This is a genomic window from Alteromonas sp. BZK5, from assembly GCF_014349115.1.
GTDB lineage: Bacteria > Pseudomonadota > Gammaproteobacteria > Enterobacterales > Alteromonadaceae > Alteromonas > Alteromonas macleodii.
The window spans coordinates 15447-37660 of the sequence record NZ_JACSOE010000011.1; the positions used below are offsets into that span (position 1 = coordinate 15447).

Below are 22214 nucleotides of genomic sequence, written 5' to 3' on the forward strand. Positions count from 1 at the left end.
CGACTGAGTGACCCAAATGCAGTGAAACGCGTTATAATGCCGGACAAACGTAATTAGGAATAAATATGAAAGTCTGTGGTGTAGATTTAAAAGGTAATGAAGCAATTGTTAGTTTAGTGTCGCTGGCTGACGGCTTGTTTCATTTGCCAGATTGCCGTACGCGCCGCTTAACGCTTGCCGATACCAGTGCGAAGGGGCTAAAGAGCTTCCAAAGTACCTTTGCTAAACTTGTAGAAGACTACAAAATTGATGCAGTGATAATTCGTCAGCGTCAAAGCAAAGGTAAATTTGCAGGTAGTGCAATTGGCTTCAAGTTAGAAGCTGCCATTGAATTGATTGAAGGGCTTCGAGTTGTAGTATTTAGCCCAACAGATATTAAAGAGTCGCTGCGCAGAAATCCGCTTGCAGTGCCATTTTCTGACACGGGTTTAAAACAGTTTCAAGAAACCGCTTTTACAACGGCGTACGCGTGGCTTATGAAAAATGAGTATGCGTCTCAAGAGTCAGACGAATAATAATCGGGAGCGGTTAGCTCAACTTTCGCATTCATCTCTACCAATGCTGTGTAAAGCGCTTCTAACTGATCGCTAAAACCAGCTACGCTTTCATGTTCATTACGTTTTATCGTTAGCTCAATCGTTGCAGCTAGCTCGGCTAAGGCGTAAGCGCCAATGTACCGAAGGGCAGTTATGTAAATATGCGCTATACGAACGATTGAAGCATAGTCTTTTTCATCAATGGCTTTTCGAAGGTTATCTAGCTCTTTGTTAAGTGCTGCAAAGTCGTTAAGTAACTCTTTATACAAAGTCTCGTCATTTAACATTGCTTGCATGGCTTGAGATTTATCTATAAAGCTCAGCGGTATTGTGTTTGCCGATGGCCCGCCGGTTACTTCAGTGGTCGCCGTCGACTTTCCTTTATTTAGCACTTCAACAAGCACGTCAAAGAAGCGGTTTGGGTCAACCGGTTTGTTGATGTGGCCGTCCATGCCCGCTGCCAGGCTCTTGTCGATGTCTTGCTGCATGGCGTGCGCCGTCATGGCAATAATCGGCAAAGTTAACTTCAGCTCATCTCTGATTTTTTTAGCTGCTGTTAACCCGTCCATAACGGGCATTTGGATATCCATCAATACCACGTCATAGCTGTTATCTTCACGTAAGGCTTTTATGGCTTCAAAGCCGTTGCTAACCACTTCAATATTCGCGTGGGTGTCGTTTAACAGACCAAGGGTTACTTTTTGATTCAGCGTATTGTCTTCTGCGAAAAGGATCTTCGTTCCGCGCAGATTAGGCACAGGCGCAGCATCTGCTGGTAGGGTTCTTGTGTTCACGTTTAAGCAAAGCTCTTGTAGCTTATCTACAAGCTCACTGGTGCTAAAAGGCTTTTTAATGAAGGTTCGAATACCTAGTTGGTTAGCCTGCTCTCGCATATGAGGCGACTCGAATGCATACAGCATTATCACCTTCGGTGGCTTAATTGAAAACTCCTGTTTCATGATGGCTGCAACTTCCAATCCATCAATGTCAGGCATATTCCAATCTAAAATAAGTACGTCGTAAGGCGCACTGTTTCCCACAGCAGCACGCATTTTGGCTACGGCTTCTTTACCGCCGGTCGCAACATCTGCTTTAATGTTAGCCACTGATAGCGACTCGATAATAGCGTCACGCGACACGCCAATGTCATCAGCAATAAGCACCTTAAGTAACGAAAGTTGCTTAGACGGCGATACAATTTGTTGGGAAGCATCCTGTTTAACGGTTACGGTAAAATGAAAACTTGCGCCTTTTCCAAGCTGGCTCTCAACCCAAATCTCTCCGCCCATTAATGTGACTAACTGCTTACATATTGCTAATCCTAGGCCGGTGCCGCCGTATCGACGAGATATAGACTCATCACCTTGGTTAAATGGTTGAAATAGCAAAGCCTTTTGCGTGCTGTTTAGCCCAATCCCTGTGTCTTTAACTTCAAATTCAAGCTGAATGTCTTCTACATTATGCGTGCATCTAACGCTTACCGAAATCAGTCCATCCTCGGTAAACTTAAGAGCGTTGCTAACTAAATTGCTTAGAATTTGCTGTATGCGTAACGGGTCGCCGATGAGGTTTAACGGTACGTCACGTGATATATGCTGAATAAGCTCTATGTGCTTTTCCTCAGCGCGCCCTAAATGCAATCTAATGGTTTGGTTTACTAGCGCGTCTAAATTGAATTGCGTCGATTCAATATCAAGCTTGCCCGCTTCTATTTTCGAGAAGTCGAGTATGTCGTTAATTATACTTAGTAGGGTTTGCGACGCGCCTTCTATCTGAATAAGGTTCGTTTGTTGGTCTTTATCTTCTGCAGCCCGCTGTGAAAGCTTGGTCAGGCCGATAATGGCGTTAAGCGGCGTGCGAATTTCGTGACTCATGCGTGCAAGAAAGTCAGATTTTGCTTTTGTTGCTTTCTGAAGGTCTTGAGTAAGTACATCGAGCGCCTTACGTTGTTGGCGAGTTCTAAGCCATAGGCCAACGACTAAACCTAATGAAAGGATCACAAAACCGATGAAATACAGCTGAAACGTGTTTTGCTTTTTCTGTATAAGGTTACGCTGCTCTTTTAACTGGTTGTCTTTCTCTAGAAGCTTGATGGTTTCTTCTTTTTCGGAAATAGAAAGCCGCACGCGGTTAAGGGCTAACAATCTTGACTGCTGTTCATTAAAACTTTCTTCATAAGTTTTCGTGTATAGCTTTGAATATTCTAACGCGGCTTCAAAATTGTTGGTTGATTCAAGGAGTGAAATGAGCTTTTCCAACATGCTTAGCACCACGGATTTGTCGTTCTTTATGGCGTCTTTTTTTAATCCACCTTCAAGTTCGCTAATAGCCAAGTCTATTTGATTGCGTTTAATGTAGATGTCGACCAAGCGCAGTAGTCTAGACCCTTCGTTGTATTTAAAACCAACTTTGCGATCTGATTCCGCAGCGCGGTTCAACATGGTTAGCGCTTCAGTTAAATTGCCTTGGGCGATATGCAGCTCAGCCATTTTGGTATGAACAATGCCAATAAAGGGGTAGTGCACCTCTTTGAACAATTCTTCTGCCAGCAGAAGGCTTATTTTAGCGTCTTGATAGTCGCCCAGTTCCGTTTGCGCGTAACCTTGGAAAAAGTAAGCAATGGCTTTGTTCTCTTTATCATTTAAACGCTGGGCTGCGGCGAGGAAGTTTTGACCTAGCTGCAACATCATTTCGTAGTTTTGCAGCGACATGTACACATTGCCCATAGCGCTATATACAAGCAAGGCGTTATCGCTATTTACTTCAATGAAAGCAGCAAGGGATTTGTTGAGCGCTTCAAGTGCACGAGCATGCTCACCTGACAAGTCCAAAATAAGCCCTTCTAAGCGAAAAGATTCTGCCAGCGCCATGGTGTTGCCGCCTTTTTTTGCAAGCTTGCGGGCTTCCAACAGAGTTTCGTACCCCGCAACAAGGTCTTGCTCAAGAATGTGCTTATAAGCTCTTAGGTTGAATAAGCGGGCTTGCTGAAAAGCGTTCGGGTGGGCGTCGAAGAAGTAGCCTAGCTCAGTGAATGTGGTTTCTACAGACTCATCATTGTTTTGAATTCGCTGTTTCAGTTCGTCTAGCGTAGTGACTGATGGTGTGGTGTTAAGTGGTTCTTTTAAAAGCGCAAAAATAGGAAGCGCCATCGTAAAACAAACGATAGCGAAGATGCATTTCAAACGGCGCTTCACTTTCTACTTCAGCTAGCTTAAAAAGATAACGACTAGTAGCTAATTACGCGGGTAGCCTTGCTAGTATCATCAAAGCGTTTGGCTACTTCGTCCCAGTCTTGGTCTTTAATTAGCTGAAGATCTTCACCAGATAAACCGTACTTTTCTGCAGTGCCCACAGGGTCCTTTTTATACGCATCCATTAGTTTGCTGTTGCTGTCTAGCTCAACCAAGAAATCTACAATTGTTTTCTTTGCCATGTCGTTTTTTCCTTTTAGTTTACTTTTGGAGATCTAAAGTCAATAACTTGCTGCTCAGTTAAACCTAGCTTTGCCAAACGATCCTGACGGTATGCTGGCATGCCAAGTGAGGGTACAACTAGGGTCGAAATTAATGTTGGCTTGGCGAACTGTAATTCGCGAAGCAACACTTTTTGTATTTTTGGCTCGCAAAGGGGCAGGGTGGCTGCCTCGTAAATAATCAGCTCGTGATCTTCTGGGTAGTGCTCGGCTAGAATGTCAGCCAGCATGGCAAGCCCAGATTCACTGTGATTAGCATCTAACACGCTTAGCGTTGCTTCTCCGGCTAAACCTATTTGCCAGATGATTTGCGTCATGTGAGGGTCAATGCGGTAATCGCGAAACAAAAATTGAGTGGCTTCATAAGACTGACAGCCAAAGCGAGAGGGATCTATTCCCAAATCCGCAATTAAGCAGTCTTCTGCAGACACGCCGGGGAGCATTTGCGCATCTAGACCAAGTTCCCGCACTCTGCGAATAGCCTCATGAGAAGGCGTAACAAATACGCCTGGGTGACCATAAAAAGCCACACATACTTTTTTACCTTCAACAACTGACTGCACGATGCGGTCGGCCATTTGGTCATAGGTGACAGCGCGAGACTTTCCTTCCTGATAAAGGTCGTCTAAAGACACACTGTTCGGGTTAATATTGGTGACCACGTGTTCACCAATTTTGTTCATGATCCCCATGTACACAATGTCAGCATTTTCGATGTGGCTTTTGGTCGCTATCGTCATTTGACCCGCAACACTGATTCCAGTGCCAACTACAACTAGCGATCCCTTAGGAGTATGTTCTTGTCCCTGAATTAGCGTCATATTTTCCTTTACCACTTGCTAATTGTGATTCACTCAACACTATAAATTAGATTTAGGGTATTTGCTACGTTCACTGATTTATAGCATCTACCATTGCTTTCACATCAGCGTATCGGCAGTTTTCACAAGAACCAAAGCCCTTTACTTGTCTCACTTTAAATCGAGTGAACAAAGGCATGGTCATGCCAGTTAGAAAACGACAGCAAATAGATGATGTGATTGGGCCATCAAATTTTCCGCTCAAATGGGCTTTTAGTGCTGCTATGGCCTCTGATATTTGGTCTTGGTTCGGTGTGGGAATTGGGTTTGAATAGCTGAGCTTAGCCACATTTCCCTGACATACACTGCAGTGCCCGCATTCATTGGGCGCTTGGGTATCGTCAAAATACGCCGACAAGTTATAGCTTAAGCAAGTATTGAGTTCGAAGAAGCCTACCAGCGCGGCGATACGTTCTATTTCTTTGCGCTCGTTTTCAGCGAAATAGTGAGCCAGATTATTGGCTAAGTCGGTATCTTGCAGTTTTTCGTAGTCCACGCGGTATACGTCAGTTATTAAGCGTGATGCAAGCTCAATATGATTATGTTCATGTAAATACTCTAGTGCGGCCACCACTCTTGCACGCTCTGCGCCGTAATGCTGATAAATACTGTCAAAATCTACAATGCCCCACACCTTTTTCATGTTTGAATGAGTGAATACGGCGTCTAGAAAGCGAGCCCGCTCTTCTGAGAAAAGGCCGAGTATGGTGGCTTTCTCTGAAATAAAGCGAAATTTATATTCAGCAAAATAGACATACAAAGGGCGAATAACGTTGGCGAGTTCAAGCTGTACCAGCAGGGTTTTAAGCGGAAGCTGTCGTATATTGCTGGCACTCGATAAGCTATTTATTTGCGTTTCCCACTGGTAAATATTGTGTTTGCCGTTAGTAGGTGAATCATTTTGCGCCGCTGAATTTATGTGAGCGGGGACCTGTGCGCTGATATCATCTATTACGCGTTGAATGGCGCTTTTATCTGGTGTATCGCCATAAACGAAGTTCTCTATGGTGACTAGCCCGTCAAGGTTAGCTAAAACCGTGCAGTTTGCGGCTTTACCGTCTCGTCCACCTCGGCCAATTTCTTGACTGTAGTTTTCAATAGACTTTGGTAAGTCGTAATGAACAACAAAGCGAATATCCGACTTATCAATGCCCATGCCAAATGCAATGGTAGCCACAACAATTTGAAGCTTATTGTGCATAAAATCTTGCTGGATACCTTGTCTTACATCACTGTCGAGACCAGCGTGATAAGCCTTTGCAGCAAACCCTTGTTGCTGTAGGAACCGGGCTACTTCTTCTGCACTATTTTGCAGCGTGACATAAACGATACCCGCGCCTTGCTGTTTTTGAATTTCTTCAAGTAAGGCTTGGTTTTTATATGGTTCATGTACTGGGCGAACATGCAAGTTCAAGTTAGGTCGATAAAACCCTGTTTGAATAATATTAGCTGGCGCAATATCAAAGTGCGCTGCCATATCTTCTTTTACTTTTTTAGTGGCAGTAGCTGTGAGCAGAAGTACTAAAGGAATATTAAGCTCTTTCTGATACGCGGGGAGTTTTAGGTAGTCAGGGCGAAAGTTGTGGCCCCACTCAGAGATACAGTGTGCTTCATCGACAACTAGCATACTTACCGGAATAGACTCAATGAACTGCCGAAAACGTTCGTTCTTAAAACGCTCCACCGACACCATCAGAATTTTACACTGGCCTGACCGCACGTCGTTCATCATTTGCTTGTTCTGCTTGGGCGTAAGCGTGGAGTCGATACTGGCTGCTGCAATGCCTTTGCTATGCAAAAATTCCAGTTGATCTTTCATTAGCGCTAGTAATGGAGAAACCACCAGAGTTAAATGTGGTAGCTGCGTAGCGACAAACTGGTAACACAAAGATTTGCCCGAACCAGTGGGAAAAATTGCTAACGTTGAATGCCCACTAAGTAGAGAATCCACCGCCTCTTTTTGCCCCTCGCGAAACGCTGAGAAACCAAAAAGCTGTTGTAAAATATTTGGGGTAGAAGACATTCTTTTTATCCATGTAGTTGATGATTTAAGTCTAACTATTTCTATCTAGTCGTACGTTGAAACAAAATATAGTAGGCAATTTGAAACTTGTTATATGGCGTTGTGGTAATAAACGCAACGATACCTGAGTCCAGTTTCAGCCTCAGTCAGTCTTTGTAGCCCCATGGCGTACTGGGAACAGAGACTGTGTTATCGATATCGAAATCAACCTGTACTTCGCGCGCAGGGCGAATCAATCGATAGCTAAAGCGGTTCGAGTAAATCATTATTTGCCACTCGTTATCGGTGGATGCTGCTATCCCAGATTCTATAAATAATGCTTTTGAGTAGGCGTCTGCGGGGAATGACTGAACTTGGGCGTACCCTTCATCTACCGTGTGCCCGCCGTACATGGTAGATGAATGGAAACTGCCGTCTTTATTTCTGTGGTCGTGTTTTAACAAAAGGCCAGCGCCAGTCTTTGTTAATATCCAGGTGCGGGACGCGTCGTCACCCACATGAAAAGGTATCTGAATTTCTGAGTCTGTGCACTTTCGTACGTGCATAACAAGTTCTGCATCACCGAAGGTATTACCTACATTATCTTTACTCACCTTCCCTTGAAACGCTTTACCGCAGAGCGCTTTTATAGAATTAAAAAACGCGTCGTGGGTAGGAATTGAGACCAAAGGTGCAGCTTTACCAAACCCCACATCGCTTATTCCGATTAGTCCTAGTAAGAGGTAGATACAATGTCTTTTCATTTTTTATTCGCTATTACAGGTCGATACACGCTTTGCAGTGTAACTCATCTAAATTATCGGGTGTATCAACCATCGAAACGCATATGTATTCGAAATATAAATACTGCTGATAGTGGCGGCGTGTTAGCTTGACAATACATACAGCGTTTAATTTTTAGGGCACGAGAGTCAATATGAATAAATCTAAACAACTATTTACGCTAATTACATCAGAAGGTGAGCTTCAGGTATCGCTAAAAGAGGTAGATGTTCCAGAGCCGAAGCCGCACGAAGTGATAGTGCGTATGGAAGCATCTCCTATTAACCCGTCAGACATGTGGCCTATGTTTGGTCCAGCAAGCCTAGATAAAGCGACCTTCGATACAGATAAAAGTGCGTTGGTTGCGCCGGTGCATAAGCCTTTGTTAAATCGTATTAAGTCGCGTTTAGACCAGACGTTGCCTATCGGAAACGAAGGTGCAGGTACGGTTGTTAAAGCGGGTGATAGCCCGGAGGCACAAGCTTTAATGGGCAAAACCGTATCTATTCTTACTGGCGCAGCTTATACAGAGTATGCATGCGTGCCCGTGCAGGCATGTTTACCTCACATAGATAGCACAACGCCACAACAAGCAGCGTCGTCATTCGTTAACCCACTGACCGCGCTAGGTATGGTTGAAACCATGCGTATGGAAGGCCACAAAGCGCTAGTACATACCGCAGCGGCATCGAACCTTGGGCAAATGCTGAACAAGATTTGTTTAGAGCAGGGCGTAGAGCTTGTAAATATTGTTCGCAGCCAAAAACAGGTGGACATGCTTAAAGAGATCGGCGCGAAAGTTGTGCTTGACTCAAGTAGCGAGAATTTCAAAGCTGAACTTTATCAAGCCATAGACAGCACGGGCGCAACCCTAGCGTTTGACGCCATTGGCGGCGGTGAGCTTGTTAGCGATATCCTTACCATGATGGAAGCGTCGGGCAGTAAAGATGCAAAAGGATTTAACACTTACGGCTCTGACAGCAATAAACAAGTGTATATCTACGGCGGCTTAGATTTCTCTCCGACAATTCTAAACCGCGCTTACGGTATGACGTGGAGCATTGGTGGCTGGTTATTAATGCGCTTCTTAGGCAAGCTTGATAAGAAACGCGTAGGCGAGCTATATCAAAAAGTGGCGATGGAAATTAACACTACCTTTGCGTCGTCTTACACCAAAGAACTGAGTCTTGAGGAGGCATTACAGCCTGAGAATGTAGCGCTTTATAACGCTAAAAAGACCGGTGAAAAATATCTGATTGTGCCAAACAAAGGCTAATCAGCGCAGCGTTTAAATACAGCAATTTCAGCTAAACTTTGATTAATAAAAGGGTCTGTTGATCTTTGATGTACAAACTTCGGTTTAAAGTACATCAAAGGGCTACAGCCCTTTTTTTTTATTCGCTATTATTCAGCTGCAAAGAAGCTGAAAATGATGCGAAGTAACCAGTAACCGAGATAAAAGGTATTTGAGACAACATGCCTGAAGGTCCCGAAATTCGTCGTGCTGCAGACAAAGTCGAAGCAGTAATTAAAGATACTTCCTTAGAAAAAGTAGAGTTTGGACTAGCTCAGCTAAAACCCTATGTTAAACAGCTAGAAGGCGAGAAAGTCTTGCGCATGGAAACCCGTGGCAAGGCGCTAATTACCCATTTTAGCAATGGGCTCTCTATGTATTCACACAATCAACTCTATGGCGTGTGGCATACCTGTAAACGCAACGAAATACCGGGTACTACCCGCCAGCTAAGGGTAGGGCTTCATACCGAAACACACAGTGCTATTTTATATAGTGCGTCTGACATTAGCATTTGGCCAACGCAAACTATTCATGAGCACCCTTTTTTACAAAGAGTTGGACCCGATGTACTCAACAATTCGGTGTCAGAAGAAATGGTATTAGAACGACTACGTTCAAAAGCGTTCTACAATCGCGCGCTAAGCGGCTTATATTTGGATCAGCGCTTTATGGCAGGACTAGGGAATTACCTTCGCAGCGAAATTCTATTTGCTGCAGGTGTTCACCCATCACTTAAACCTTCTCAGATAGGTGATGATCAGCTGCGCAGCTTGGCACATCACACCTTAGCAATATGCAAACGCAGCTATGAAACCGGTGGCTATACCGTGTACACAGAACTACGCGAAGTGCTTGAAGCAAAAGGCGTTAACTTTGAAGGTACGCGGTTTATGGTGTTCGACAGGGAAGAGCTGCCTTGTAGAGTCTGCGCCACTCCAATAAAACGCCAGACGTATAACGGGCGACGCCTTTATTGGTGTAGCCAGTGCCAGGCGATGTAATCTACCCCAATTTTTTATGTTCAATAAATAATCTGTTTGACTTATTTCCAATTACGATTAATTGTATCCGTAACTGGTTACGGAGTTTTGTGAAGTGAAGTCATTTAATGAATTGGGGCATATTGCATTAGGTACTGCCTTACGTCAGTTAGCCGCGCAGGTGTCAAAGGATGCGGAAAATACTTATGCGAAATTTGGGTTTGCGATAGAGCCAAAGTGGTTCCCCGTATTTTATGTGCTCGCGTCAAAAGGTGCTGATTCCGTTGTGAATATCGCTAAAGAGATAAATCATTCTCACGTGTCGGTGAGTAAAATCGTAAAAGAAATGAAAGCACGCGACCTAATTGAAAGTTACAAGTCGAGCGACGACTCACGGGTTACGCTGGTGGCTTTAAACAGCAAAGCGAAAGCGATGGTGCCCCAAATGAAAAAGCAGTGCGATGCCATAGACGCAGCCATGCGCGAGCTAAAAGATGAAACGGGTATAGATTTGTGGGAAGCGGTGAGCGTAGTTGAAAGGCATCTTCGATATCGCCCCATAAGTGCGAGAGTGGACGTTGACTCGTCTGATATTAAGGTAGTCGATTATGCGCCAAAGTATCGCGAGGCATTTAAATCGCTCAATGTTGAATGGATAAGTAAATATTGGGAATTGGAAGAGCCCGATTTTAAAGCGCTCGACGACCCTGAAGGCTACATTTTGAATCAGTCGGGTTTGATATTGATCGCGTTAGATAAGGGCGAACCCATAGGCTGCTGTGCACTTATTAAACAAGCTGACGATACGTTTGAGCTTGCTAAAATGGCGGTGTCTCCCAAAGCTCAAGGCAAAGGGGTAGGGCTGCTGTTAGGTAAAAGTATTGTCGAAAGGGCGAAATTGATGGGAGTAAAGCGGCTTTATTTAGAGAGCAATTCGGTACTTAAGCCCGCAATACGTTTGTATGAAAAGATAGGGTTTAAGCATATTAAGGGGGCGCCATCGCCTTACGCGAGATGTGATGTGCAGATGGAGCTTTATTTAAATAAGTAATTGTTACCGTGAAGTGCAGCGATAAGTTGTAACAGCTGTTTTTGCAAAAACGCAATATAGTCCTGACGTTCGTTTGTAGCGAAGTATTTCGGACAGTTTTGATCGAACAGCTTAAGACAGTCTTCTAAATAAGAGTTACTATAGTCACAAAATATCAAATTATTTTCAGTCATAATATTCCAAAAATTAACTAGTTATTATTTATCCCACTTGGGAGTGCAAGTAAAAGCTCGTTCCCAAACGCGGTCACGTTGGAAAGTTAGATTAACTTTATCACTTATATCATTTTACTTGTTTGCTTTATCTTTGCTTCTACCTTGGCTAACCAAATCAGCGGAATAATAATTAAAGAAGATCCTATAGCCAAGCTCAGGTCCGGTATTTCATCGAACCACAGCACCCCTACAACTACAGCACCTAATAAGCCAGTGTATTCGGCACTGGAAATTTTACTGGCTTCGATTGCTCTATATACCAATACACATATACCAGCATAAATTAGGATAAAAGTGTTGGAGCCTGTTGCCGTTAACATTGGAGTCCAGTCCCAAGGTTTGCCTTCCCATAACGCCAACCCAAGTGCGGCTGGGATACCTACTAGGTTGGTGAGCATTAAAGTTTGGAACACATTATGATGCTGAGGTAATTTACGAACCAATAAATTATTTACAGCCATAGTCAATGCGACGACAAGGGCGGCAATCGCTGCCCAATTAATTTGTGTTGGTTTAACCACGATAAGTACGCCGATAAAACCCAAAACAGCAGCAGCAATTGAGTGGCTAGTCAGCTTTTCCTGAAACAATATCATGGCTAACGGCAGCATAAGCAAAGGCGCTGTATAGAAAATAGCATTTACGGTAGCTAACGGCAGAGCGCCCAGAGCGAATACCATAAATATTGCCCCTAATAACCAAATGTGGCCACGTATAAAGTGCCATTTGAGGCCAGCGAAGAGGCTTTGTTTATTACTGAGTAAACAAAATGGAAGTAAAATCAGCACTGCGGTCAATTGACGAAATAATACAAATTGGTATGTGGCAGTATCTGCTGGCAGAGTTTTTATCAAAGCGTCAGAAAAAACCCCAATTATATTTCCGATGATAAGTAATGTCATCGCGAGTCCGACAGTTATTTTGGGCATTTCATTACTCCTGCTACATTCTAGAAAATGTCAATGGAACTGAATTAATAGAGTTACGTTTGTAAAACGGTTATATGATTAGCGTATTCCATACCTTATATGATGTATAATGTTTAAAATGCTTTTAGTATGAGCTAAATTTATAATGAAGTTGCCTCCTTTACGTGCCCTGCAATGCTTTGAAGCTGTTGCGCGACTTAATAGCTTTTCCAAAGCTGCTGAGCACCTCAATGTGACTCAAAGTGCGGTTAGTCACCAAGTTCGATTACTCGAAGACTATTTGGGTGAAACTCTGTTTAACCGACAGGGGCGTTCTTTTTCCTTGACTAAGGTCGGGGAACGTTACTTTGAAGAAGTGACTAACTCATTAGGAAATCTATCAAATGCCAGTCAAATGATACGTCACGGGAAATCAGGCAATCTTCGTTTGGCTTTATATAGCTCTGTGGCGGTGAACTGGTTGATACCGAAGTTAGAAGATTTTAGATATCAGCACCCAGAAATAGAAATAACTTTAAATATGGTCGGGGATCAACCGGATTATAATGACCAATTTGCGGATTGTTTTATTACAACGAATCCACCGGAACGTAACTTTGTCAATCAATTCATGTTTACTGAAAAACTTTATCCAGTGTGTGGAAAAAAGCTTTGGCAGCAGTTAAGAAATAAGCCTCTACCTGATTCATTATGGCAACACCCGTTATTATCAGTACAATACTCAGATACAAATGAAAGTCTTGGTGACGACTGGTTACGTTGGTGTATGAGTGGTAAATTTGAATTACCTAAAGATGTCAAAATTAATCAATTTAGTCATGTCTTACTTGCCGCTGAAGCGGCTCGATATAATTTGGGAATTACCCTCATTAATAATTACATGATGGATGATCAGGATCGCCAGCAAAGTCTTGTGCGCATACCTATGCACGAGCTTATTACCGGAGATAACTTCTATTTTGTCTATAAGGAAACACGAGCTAGGCAACCTGATATTATGAAATTAGGTCGTTGGCTTAAACAGCAGTGTTATGAACTGGAATCAGCTTAGCTATTTAAATCAGAGTTGAAGGTGAATACACTTATTCAGATAAGTTGCCACACAACACCACGGTCACTGTTTTGGTTTAACTGGAGGTTCGATACTGTTGCCAAAACGGATAACTCTCGGCTTTCAATAAAATAATAAAAAGCTGAGACGCATTCAGTCCATTCTTGCCAAAAGACGAGTGTGCGCCTTGTTAACCGCACACTCAAATTTTCACTTAAATATTCACTCAAAAACTCTCAGGCACAGAAAGTATCATTACTTTCTTTGTGAGTAATAATGCTGCTCTCTGCCTTCATCTCTTCAATATGAGCCATGGTTTGCTGTTTTAAATCGTTGAGCAATGCCTGAAAAAATTCAAGCTGCTCATCGTTCATATAGTCGTCTTCACTGGCGGCAAGAAGCGATTCTTTAGTCAACGTTTTACTCATTTCAGCTCCACTAAGACTCGATGAAACCAGCCAAAAACCTGATTATAGTGTGTCTCGCCATACAAACGCAGGAATTGTTTTGTATGCTGATCCTTCATGTTCGAAAGCGCCGCTATCCGTTATTCTAAAAACGCTTTGTCTAACGTTATGCCACAATCGCGGACAATACAGTTTGGCCATTCAACGAAGTTAGACGGTATTACCGGTGAATTCATGAGGCCTCCTGTTAGTCAATTTTGGTTTTAAGCCCTCTGCGAATAAGCAGAGCATCTGTTGTTGGCGCTTTTCCTCGGAATGCTTTATAAGACTCCATCGGGGGACGAGAATTGCCGGTAGATAAGATTTCCTTTCTATATTTCATACCGTTTTCTAACTTTAATCCGCCGAGTTCTTGCATATAAGCAAAGGCATCAGCAGCTAAAATTTCACTCCACATATAGGCATAGTAGCCAGCGGAATAGCCGCCACCCATTGAATGTGCAAAGAATGCTGACTTATAACGAGGTGGTACATAAGACAAGCCAACATTATGTTTATCGAGAGCTTGGGCTTCAAAGGCTTGGACATCTTCAGGCGCCTGCTCGGCAGAGATAGAATGCCACTCCATATCAAGCAGTGCCGCAGACATATATTCCAATGTGTCATAACCCATATTGAATGTACGTGAACGAATCACCTTTTCCAGCAGAGCGTCTGGAATAGGCTCTCCAGTTTCATAGTGCTTGGCATAGTTTGCAATAACTTCAGGGTGGGCTGCCCAGTCTTCTTCGAAGGTAGAAGGGAACTCTACATAGTCTCGCGAGACAGATGTACCGGCCAACGTTGGGTAATTTACGTCTGACAGCATGCCGTGAAGTCCGTGACCCATTTCATGGAACATGGTAGTCACATGATCGTAACTGACTAATGTAGGCTCGCCATCAGGCGCTTTGTTTATGTTCATTACATTAACCACAACAGGCTTTTGCGAGAGCAATTTCGACTGTCCTACGAACGAACTCATCCAAGCTCCACCGCGTTTACCTTTGCGAGAAAAGTAGTCGGCATAAAAAATCGCTAAACTGTCACCATTTATATCAAACAGCTCGTAAGCCTTTACATCAGGGTGGTAAACCGGCAAATCTGGACGGGGCTTGAAGCGCACTCCGTACAATTTATTCATAGTGAAAAATACGCCATCTTCAAGCACGCGATTAAATTCGAAGTATTGTTTCACCTCGTTTTCATCTAGCTCGTATTTAGCTTGTCTTACCTTTTCTGCGTAGAAAGCCCAATCCCAAGGTTTTAGTTCGAAGTTATTACCTTCCGCTTCAATCATTGCTTTAATGTCAGCGGCTTCTTTTTCAACGTTTTTAAGCACAGCGGGCACCATACTGCCTAGCATGTCGTATACAGCGCTTGGCGAACCGGCCATTTGTTTGTCTAGGCTGTAGGCCGCCCAGCTATCAAATCCAAGCAATGCTGCTTTTTGTGCGCGCAGTCCTGCCAATCGGCTAATAATTTTGGTGTTGTCGTATTCCCCAGATTGGTTTCGGTATGCTGATGCTTCCCACACTTGCTGGCGAAGTGCTCTATTTTCTAGTGAAGTAAGGACAGGTTGACGAGTAGTGTTCGTGATACTTAGAAGATACTTGCCTTCTTTATCAGCAGCTTTAGCAGCATCTGATGCGGCCTTTATTTGGCGCTCTGACATCCCTGACAGCTGCTCTACGTCATTCACTACCACCGCAATTTCAGATGACTCTGCCAGTAGGTTTTGAGAAAACTGCGTGGTTAAGGTTGAATGTTCTTCGTTTATTTCACGTATCTTCTGTTTATCTGATTCATTGAGTTTAGCGCCAGCGCGAACAAAATCAGAGTAATACACTTCGAGTAGTCGGGTTGATTCAGTATCTAACTCCAACTCGTCGCGCTGGTTGTATAGTGTTTCAATACGCTTAAAAAGCGCACTATTTAAATTAATGGTATCGCTGTGAGCCGCCAGCTTTGGCGCTAGAATTTTTTGGATTTCTCTGCGTTCAGGCGAGCTATCTGTTCCTACTAAGTTGAAAAATACTCGGCTAGTTCTGGCGAGTAAACTTCCGCTTTTTTCAAGCGCTAGCAACGTATTGTCGAAGGTGGGAGCGTCAGGGTTAGACGCTATTTTTTCTACTTCTTGTAAGTGCTGTTCCATTCCTTTTTCAAATGCAGGAATGAAATGCTCGTCCTTTATCAAATCAAATTGCGGCGCGCCGTAAGTCAGTGAACTTGCCATAAATAAAGGGTTCGTCTGCTCTGCTTTTACTGAGTCAGTCTGCGTTGTAGCAGTCTTATTCATTGTTGACACCTGTTCGGTGCAGCCTGTTGCCAAAAGTATAGAAGATATCGTGGCTGAAATAAGGAGCTTTTTCATAGGGTTCCTAAATTTTTAGGGTAATTAACTGTCTGTGAGTGTAATGTTATGTTGTAACAATTGTCAATTGTGAGAAAGTGCGAAGAAATTAAAGGAAGCGATAGAAGTGCTGCTGGGGTAAGCCTTAACTAGCGGTCTACTAGTCTTCTTTGCATAAAGCTTAGTGTGCTTCTCGTTTTACAAACATGAACACTAACATCACGTTTAAGCCAAATATAGCAATGCACAACGACCCAATAGTGGCATCTCTGAAGCTAAAGAATTGAGCCACGGTGCCTGCGCCAATGGTGCCTAGCATCATACCCACCCGAGTGGCGTTTGAATAAAACGCTGAAGTAAAACCTGTCAAATCAGGCGCTTGTTGTTGCAGCAAGGTCAATCCAATACCGGCATATAAACCGTAGAATAGGGCATTTAATATTTGAAGCGTTAACAGTTCCCAACTCGCTTGAGAGAAATATACGCCAACGTAAAAGCAACAGCCGAAAATAAATGCCACAGCCATGATACCCGCAGGTGGGAACCGTCGGGCTAATTTGGCTGCTAGCAGCATGGTTGGTATTTCAAGGGCGGCCACAACCCCCATCATTAACCCAGGCAAATTTTCAGGTAACCCCAGTTCATTCATTACGTACAAAGGCATGGATGATAAATACATGACATTGCCTGCCATTCCGGCAAGTATGGCTAACCCCACAAGCCAAAACGGCAGTGATAGCGAGCCCTTTAGAGTAGTGTTGAGTGAGTGTTGATTGGCTTTTTGCCCAGGCACAACTTTAACCACAAAAAGCGTCGCAACAACCACGCACGCTATAGCCACAGAAAAGGACGCTGCGAAGCCAAAATTGGCAACCAGCGTAAATGCCAGCGGCGGGCCTACCACCCAAGCGAGAGAGATGGCCGCGCGAACTTTTGAGTTAAATGCGGCTAAGTCGATGTCTTGGTTTTTTGCCCATAATCCTGAAACAGTCAGCATTTGAGACACGGCCCCAGCGCCTACTGACATAAACAATACGCCAGCAAGGAATACGTGCCAAAACTGCTTGCTAAAGATAAAGGCGATCATGGCGATGCCCACGCAAACCATGGTCAGCCCATAAAGGCGATTTGCGTTAAAACCTTTGTCTGCCAAGTGCCCGAGGTACTGACTGATCACCAACCCTGATAGCGTAACGGACACCATATAAATACTTATATAAATGGGCTCAACGTTGATCTCATCAATGAGAAAGTAGCTCATGAGCGGCGTAACAAACGACGATGTTAGGCCAGTTAATAGGCTTAACAGTAAAAAAGGAAGCTGTGGAGAGAATGCGTGACGCGATGTCATGAGGATACGAGCTCCGAGGGACTGTTAGACGTGGTTGACCGAAATTCGTAAAGAAAAGGTCGCAGCCCTTAATAACGAGCGCGCATTATAAGTGCTGCGCATCTCATGTCTATGACAAAGCTTTTATTAGTTATGCCGTTTTAAATACTTGGTTTACCTCATATGCTCAAGCACTGCGCGCTTTTTAAATTTAAAGAAAGCTCGCAATTTCGCTAAGCGACTTTTTTTGCATGGCGTGTGCAGGAATTGTGGCGTTATCCGCCGGATAGCCCGCAATAATAAGCATGTAAGCGCGCTCGTTATCAGGCCGCTGACAGACTTCGGTTAAAAAGTTCATTGGTTTTGGTGTGTGGGTCAAGGTTGCTAAACCTGCGTTGTGAAGCGAAGTAATAAGCATACCCACCGCGATACCCACCGATTCGTGCACATAGTAGTTTTGGCTTTTTTGGCCCGTTTCTGTTTCACCAAATTTTTGACTGAATACGGCAATAAGCCAAGGCGCGGTTTCCAGATAAGGCTTACTTGCATCAGTGCCTAACGGCTTAAGGTCATCTAGCCATTGTTGCCCAGCACGCCCATTATAAAAACCGCGCTCATGCGCTTCAGCCTGTTCGCGTATTTGTTGTTTTACTTCAGGCGACTGTATCGCGGCAAAATGCCAAGGCTGATGATTCGCTCCACTAGGTGCAGTGCCAGCGGTCAAAATACAGTTTTCAATTACCGCTTTATCAACGGGTCTGTCGCTAAAATGGCGAATGCTGTGGCGACGCTGCATGGTTTTTAAAAACTCCTCGCTGCGAGTAAGCATTTGCTCTTCAGGGTATTCAATAAAATTAGTCAGCGGAGAATGGTCATGAGGTTGCATTTATTATCTCTTTTATATTGCTTTTAATTACTCTAACGTTTGTGGCACGTTAATAAAAATAAAAACGCGCTAAATCGACTCTGTTGAACACCGCGAAATAAAAAATAGCGTAAACGAGTATGCACAATAAAAAAGCGACTCACTCAGGCAAAAGTGAATCGCTTTGGTGCAATATGTTGATAGTAAGAAATACTGTTAGTGGCGTTTGAACGGCGGGCGAGTGCCGCGTTTCTGAGTTTCAGTTTGTTCTTCCAATACTTCAAGCTGAGCAACGTCATACACAGGCATCATGGTTGTCACTCTGCGATACGGTGGCTTACCGCGCATGATGACTTCTTTCACTTCTACGTACTCAATCGCTTCTTGCCCTACGGATTCCAATTGCGCTACATCGTTAACCGATAAGCTTACGATCTTGCGTTTAAATGGCGGCTTTCCTGAATAGTCAACTACTTGTACATCAACCGTTTCATCAGTTGATGATGTCATAGCTTGCGCTGCGTTTGCAGAAAAACCAAGTGAAACAGCCGTAATTAATGAACCCAATACATAGCGTAATTTCATGTCGTGTCCTCTCGTTGACATACATACCTTTCTACATTGTATGAGCAAAAAAGTTCTAAACAATGACGATTGGTGATAGGTAATTACTATCACCTAACTGGATATAGAGAATTTAAGTAATCAAGAGAATGGGGAGCAGCTGAAAGAGAAGCTACTGCGTTGAAAACGGAGTGTTTAACGATGGTGCGGAATGGATGGTTTTGTGCACTATTATGGTGCTGTGGCACCGTCTGATATTGTAGAGTTTCGGTAAAATCAATCATTTACCCTTTGGTCTTTATCTTGCTGTCAATCAACACCTATATAAAGTGTCGACAAAGGGTGTATGTGCGGTGAGTGTAAAATTTAAAATCCCCTTATTTGTTCTGCTAACTTTTTGGTTAGCGTGCACATCTGCCGTGTCAGCGATAGAGCAAAATATTCCTCTTTCACAAAGCAAAGGCGGAACACTGTATCTAGAAGCGACCCTAGAATCGAACATAAAGGCTTCGTTTCTATTAGATACGGGTTCAAGCTTGTTAACCCTCAATCAAACTACGTTCGACGCGCTAACAAGAAATCAAAAGCTTCTTGCCACCAGAACCTCTGCTGCCAGAATGGCAAACGGAAAGATCGTTAAAATATCTCAGTATCAATTAAACTCGGTTCGTATAGGAAATACGTGCGAAGTGGGGCCAGTGGAAGTGGCCGTGCTTCCCAAAGGGAACAATATTTTAGGTATTAATACGTTGCTGCGGGTCGCGCCTTTAACTATTACACCAGACACTGTGATTTTAGCCGGGTGTGAATAGCGTGAATGACTCGCTTTTGTTTAATTAAAGGCAATAAAAAAGCGAACCCGAAGGTTCGCTTTCAAATTTGTTTTTCGCTGGAAGATTAAATTAATCGTCGCACTCGCTAACGTCACCGCCCATTTGCTCTTTCATTTTTACGCAAGCTTCATAAGCTTTTTTCGCTGCGGCGTCTTTAAATTCGCCTGCTTTCTCAGCCGTTGCGTCGTATGCGTCAGAGGCCATTTTCTTGCCATCTTCGTATGCGTCTGAAGCCATCTCTTTGCCGTCATCAAAGGCATCAGAAGCCATTTCTTTACCTTCTTCGTAAGCTTCAGAGCTCGCGTCTTTGGTTTTATCCCATGAATCTGCAGCACTTTCTTTTGCGCTGTCATAGGCGTCTGCTGTTGCTTCGCCCGCTTTTTCCATCTCTTTTTTTACTTCGCTTTTCGTCTCTTCGCTAGACTCAGTACAGCCCATTAAAGACAGTAACAGTGCTAACGCCATTGCTTTAGTTTTCATTGTGAAGCTCCTTTTGCTGGGATAGTGGCTTGTTTCAAAGCCGGTCAACATGGTGTGTTCAAATATCCATTGTAAACGTTCAAAATGCCTGCCGTTTTATTGTCATATTCGGCAAGCTGAATATTCGACGAGACCAGTCTAGCCTACTTACCTGATAAAGTGTAAGTAGACTTTATGAGGAAAAATGAAAGGTTTATAACCAAAAACAAACCTAGCTAAGATTGAACAAAGAAGTTGGATATCCTGTTCTGCAAAGCGTGATGTGGGTTACTCTTCTGGGCCTTGTGTGGTAAATACGAGATGCCTGCGCATATCTTTCAACACAACGCCTTTTTTAAGTAGCGCTGCGCTTAATTTTCGCTGCCACTTCTTTAGCTCAGGTTCAGCGTTTGACACCGCTTCTTCATTTTCGAATTGAAAGCGAAGCAGTAACGAGCCGGGGAATTGGTGATACTGAACGTCAAACCAACACTGTTGCATACCATTTAACTCTTCAAGCGCTTGTGCTTCAAGGCTATCGGCTACACTAAAAACCAGTGCTTGCTGTTTGAGTTGAACGGCAGAGAGTTTTTTCATTACAACTGCTTCTCTATAGACACTTCAACGCTCTCGGTGACATCTGCACCTTCAATGGTTAGCCACATTTGCCCATCTTGAATAGTAACCTGTATTTGCATAGAGCGATGAACAGCATTGGCCAAAGTAGCGGCAAGCGACTCTGGCAAAGTGAAAACTGATAAGTTCTTTTTGGTTTGTAGCTTGTTATGTTCTTTCTTCCACCACGCGTCGAAGCTGTTGTCGGCGTAGGAATAAATCATCATTTGTTGGCTTTGATTGCAGCCCTTTTTGATGCGCTGTTCAGAGGGTTGGCCTAACTCAATCCACAGCTCTATTTCATCGCTAAAACTCTTTTGCCATAAATCTGGAACGTCATCGTCAGACAGTCCTTTGGTAAACTGTAGGCGTTCATGAGCATTAACAATAAACGCAACCACGCGCAGCATCATTCGCTCGTCATTTTCAGAAGGGTGACGGGCAATAGTAAGGTTGTGGTCGTTATAGTAATTGCGATCCATATCCGTTATGGATATGTCAGCTTTAAAAATGGTCGCTTTAAGAGCCATGGTGTTCCTGCTTTGTTCTTAGGAGGCTTGAAGTTAACCCCGTGTGCTATGTAAAAAAGTGGCATAGCAAGTTTTGGCGCTATAGTAGCAGTAAAAAGCAAATTTCGCTGTAGGTGAGTAGCGCCCAATACAAGTATTTGTCGGTTTATTTATTGGTGCGCGAAATTTCTAGTGAAGCTTCTCGGTCATATTGGACATCGCGCAAAGCGCGGATAACCAAAAACTAAACAAACAAAAATGAAAACGGAGAGGGTTAATGAAGAGACTAGTGGCTATGGCGATGTTAATGTTCGCCTGTATAGCAGGCGCATCAAATGCGTATGCTTTGGAGCGCGGCACTATTGCAGAAGATGCAGATTCAGTAACGCCGTTGCTTAATGGTCAAGTGGCGCCTAAAACAACGCTTAAAATGGCAGATGGCTCGCCGGTAAGCTTACAAGCGCTTACCATGCAAAAGCCCAGCATTGTACTTTTTTATCGCGGCGGGTGGTGCCCGTATTGTAATGAGCAGCTCGCCCAGCTTAAAGATATTGAAAAAGACTTGGTGGATATGGGCTATCAGATTTTGGCCATTTCACCTGAATCACCAGAGCGCTTGCAAGAGCAAAAGCTTGAAACAGAATTCTTGGTTACGCTTTTATCCGACGACAAACTAGACACTATTCGTGAGTTCGGCGTTGGATTCTATTTAGATACTGTGACTGAGTTAAAGTACAAAACCTATGGCATTAACTTAACAAAAGATAAAAGCGGTAATAGTGTTTTACCAGCACCCAGCATCTTCATGCTCAATAAAAAAGGGCAGGTTTTGTTTAGCTATGTTAACCCAGACTTCAAAGTTCGCCCGTCGGCAGACTTAGTTTTAGCGGTTGCGAAAACTCTTAAAAAAGAAATGTAATGCGAATAGCCTTACCAAGGCGTTGTTTTTGGTAAGGCATGCCAAAAGAACTTTATGATATCGAGCACTGCATTTCATCGGTCTTTTAATGATTAAGTTAGATTCGCACGTATTTGACTGTCATAACGAGCTGTACTTAACCATT

The 22214-nt window shown here is 43.5% G+C and carries 21 protein-coding genes; 7 read left to right on the top strand and 14 right to left on the bottom strand.

Annotation, left to right across the window (positions count from 1 at the left end):
- Positions 1–65 precede the first annotated feature (65 nt).
- Positions 66–515, top strand: a complete 450-nt coding sequence (locus BIZ39_RS04905) for a DUF3010 family protein (RefSeq protein WP_187446490.1) — start codon at positions 66–68, stop codon at positions 513–515.
- Here BIZ39_RS04905 and BIZ39_RS04910 read toward each other — a convergent pair.
- The 5 genes from BIZ39_RS04910 to BIZ39_RS04930 all read right to left on the bottom strand — a co-directional run bounded on the left by BIZ39_RS04910 (position 497) and on the right by BIZ39_RS04930 (position 7634).
- Positions 497–3685: a response regulator gene (locus tag BIZ39_RS04910; protein ID WP_187446491.1), complete on the bottom strand. Its 3189-nt coding sequence runs from the start codon at positions 3683–3685 to the stop codon at positions 497–499. The two genes, BIZ39_RS04905 and BIZ39_RS04910, sit on opposite strands and share 19 nt — an antisense overlap.
- Before the next feature lie 77 nt (positions 3686–3762).
- Positions 3763–3969 carry a hypothetical protein gene (locus tag BIZ39_RS04915; protein ID WP_014977183.1) on the bottom strand — a complete coding sequence of 69 codons (207 nt, stop codon included), beginning with the start codon at positions 3967–3969 and terminating at the stop codon, positions 3763–3765.
- A gap of 14 nt (positions 3970–3983) precedes the next feature.
- Complete coding sequence (locus BIZ39_RS04920) at positions 3984–4829, bottom strand: SAM-dependent methyltransferase (RefSeq protein ID WP_049587937.1); 846 nt, start codon at positions 4827–4829, stop codon at positions 3984–3986.
- Between the two features lie 70 nt (positions 4830–4899).
- The gene (locus BIZ39_RS04925) at positions 4900–6891 is read right to left on the bottom strand and encodes an ATP-dependent DNA helicase RecQ (RefSeq protein ID WP_187446492.1); all 1992 of its coding nucleotides are present in this window, start codon (positions 6889–6891) and stop codon (positions 4900–4902) included.
- Positions 6892–7037: 146 nt separating this feature from the next.
- Positions 7038–7634, bottom strand: coding sequence for a hypothetical protein (locus tag BIZ39_RS04930; protein WP_049587929.1), 597 nt, complete (start codon positions 7632–7634; stop codon positions 7038–7040).
- Positions 7635–7807: 173 nt separating this feature from the next.
- Between BIZ39_RS04930 and BIZ39_RS04935 the strand changes: the two genes are divergently transcribed.
- The 3 genes from BIZ39_RS04935 (at position 7808) to BIZ39_RS04945 (ending at position 10981) form a co-directional block, all read left to right on the top strand.
- Positions 7808–8929, top strand: coding sequence for a zinc-binding dehydrogenase (locus tag BIZ39_RS04935; RefSeq protein WP_049587926.1), 1122 nt, complete (start codon positions 7808–7810; stop codon positions 8927–8929).
- A 200-nt stretch (positions 8930–9129) separates the two neighbouring features.
- Positions 9130–9951: an endonuclease VIII gene (gene nei, locus BIZ39_RS04940; RefSeq protein WP_049587924.1), complete on the top strand. Its 822-nt coding sequence runs from the start codon at positions 9130–9132 to the stop codon at positions 9949–9951.
- A gap of 94 nt (positions 9952–10045) precedes the next feature.
- Positions 10046–10981 (top strand): helix-turn-helix domain-containing GNAT family N-acetyltransferase, encoded by a 936-nt coding sequence (locus BIZ39_RS04945; protein WP_061095659.1) that lies wholly within the window; start codon positions 10046–10048, stop codon positions 10979–10981.
- Positions 10982–11258: 277 nt separating this feature from the next.
- Here BIZ39_RS04945 and BIZ39_RS04950 read toward each other — a convergent pair whose 3' ends face one another.
- Positions 11259–12125 (bottom strand): DMT family transporter, encoded by an 867-nt coding sequence (locus tag BIZ39_RS04950; protein ID WP_061095657.1) that lies wholly within the window; start codon positions 12123–12125, stop codon positions 11259–11261.
- A 145-nt stretch (positions 12126–12270) separates the two neighbouring features.
- On the opposite strand from BIZ39_RS04950, the gene BIZ39_RS04955 reads away from it, so the two are divergent.
- Complete coding sequence (locus BIZ39_RS04955) at positions 12271–13176, top strand: LysR family transcriptional regulator (RefSeq protein WP_061095656.1); 906 nt, start codon at positions 12271–12273, stop codon at positions 13174–13176.
- Positions 13177–13412: 236 nt separating this feature from the next.
- Here the strand turns inward: BIZ39_RS04955 and BIZ39_RS04960 are convergent, their stop codons facing one another.
- From BIZ39_RS04960 to BIZ39_RS04985, 5 genes are all read right to left on the bottom strand, one after another.
- Positions 13413–13604, bottom strand: coding sequence for a hypothetical protein (locus BIZ39_RS04960; RefSeq protein WP_262385709.1), 192 nt, complete (start codon positions 13602–13604; stop codon positions 13413–13415).
- Between the two features lie 226 nt (positions 13605–13830).
- Positions 13831–15996 (bottom strand): M3 family metallopeptidase, encoded by a 2166-nt coding sequence (locus tag BIZ39_RS04970; RefSeq protein WP_168534224.1) that lies wholly within the window; start codon positions 15994–15996, stop codon positions 13831–13833.
- A 160-nt stretch (positions 15997–16156) separates the two neighbouring features.
- Positions 16157–17326: a sugar efflux transporter gene (locus tag BIZ39_RS04975; protein WP_168534222.1), complete on the bottom strand. Its 1170-nt coding sequence runs from the start codon at positions 17324–17326 to the stop codon at positions 16157–16159.
- Between the two features lie 190 nt (positions 17327–17516).
- Positions 17517–18191: a nitroreductase family protein gene (locus BIZ39_RS04980; protein WP_168534220.1), complete on the bottom strand. Its 675-nt coding sequence runs from the start codon at positions 18189–18191 to the stop codon at positions 17517–17519.
- A 195-nt stretch (positions 18192–18386) separates the two neighbouring features.
- On the bottom strand, positions 18387–18755 hold the full coding sequence (locus BIZ39_RS04985; protein ID WP_168534218.1) for a hypothetical protein: 369 nt from the start codon (positions 18753–18755) through the stop codon (positions 18387–18389).
- 332 nt (positions 18756–19087) lie between these two features.
- Here BIZ39_RS04985 and BIZ39_RS04990 point away from each other — a divergent pair, with 332 nt between their 5' ends.
- Positions 19088–19546, top strand: coding sequence for an aspartyl protease family protein (locus BIZ39_RS04990; RefSeq protein WP_168534216.1), 459 nt, complete (start codon positions 19088–19090; stop codon positions 19544–19546).
- Positions 19547–19636: 90 nt separating this feature from the next.
- Here BIZ39_RS04990 and BIZ39_RS04995 read toward each other — a convergent pair whose 3' ends face one another.
- The 3 genes from BIZ39_RS04995 to BIZ39_RS05005 form a co-directional block, all read right to left on the bottom strand.
- The gene (locus tag BIZ39_RS04995) at positions 19637–20047 is read right to left on the bottom strand and encodes a late embryogenesis abundant protein (RefSeq protein ID WP_039228102.1); all 411 of its coding nucleotides are present in this window, start codon (positions 20045–20047) and stop codon (positions 19637–19639) included.
- 267 nt (positions 20048–20314) lie between these two features.
- Entirely contained in the window at positions 20315–20623 is a 309-nt protein-coding gene (locus BIZ39_RS05000) for a hypothetical protein (protein WP_168534214.1), read from the bottom strand.
- The gene (locus tag BIZ39_RS05005) at positions 20623–21171 is read right to left on the bottom strand and encodes a YaeQ family protein (protein WP_039232321.1); all 549 of its coding nucleotides are present in this window, start codon (positions 21169–21171) and stop codon (positions 20623–20625) included. The genes BIZ39_RS05000 and BIZ39_RS05005 overlap by 1 nt, the downstream gene beginning before the upstream one ends.
- A gap of 256 nt (positions 21172–21427) precedes the next feature.
- On the opposite strand from BIZ39_RS05005, the gene BIZ39_RS05010 reads away from it, so the two are divergent.
- Positions 21428–22069 (top strand): peroxiredoxin-like family protein, encoded by a 642-nt coding sequence (locus BIZ39_RS05010; RefSeq protein WP_168534212.1) that lies wholly within the window; start codon positions 21428–21430, stop codon positions 22067–22069.
- Positions 22070–22214: the final 145 nt, after the last annotated feature.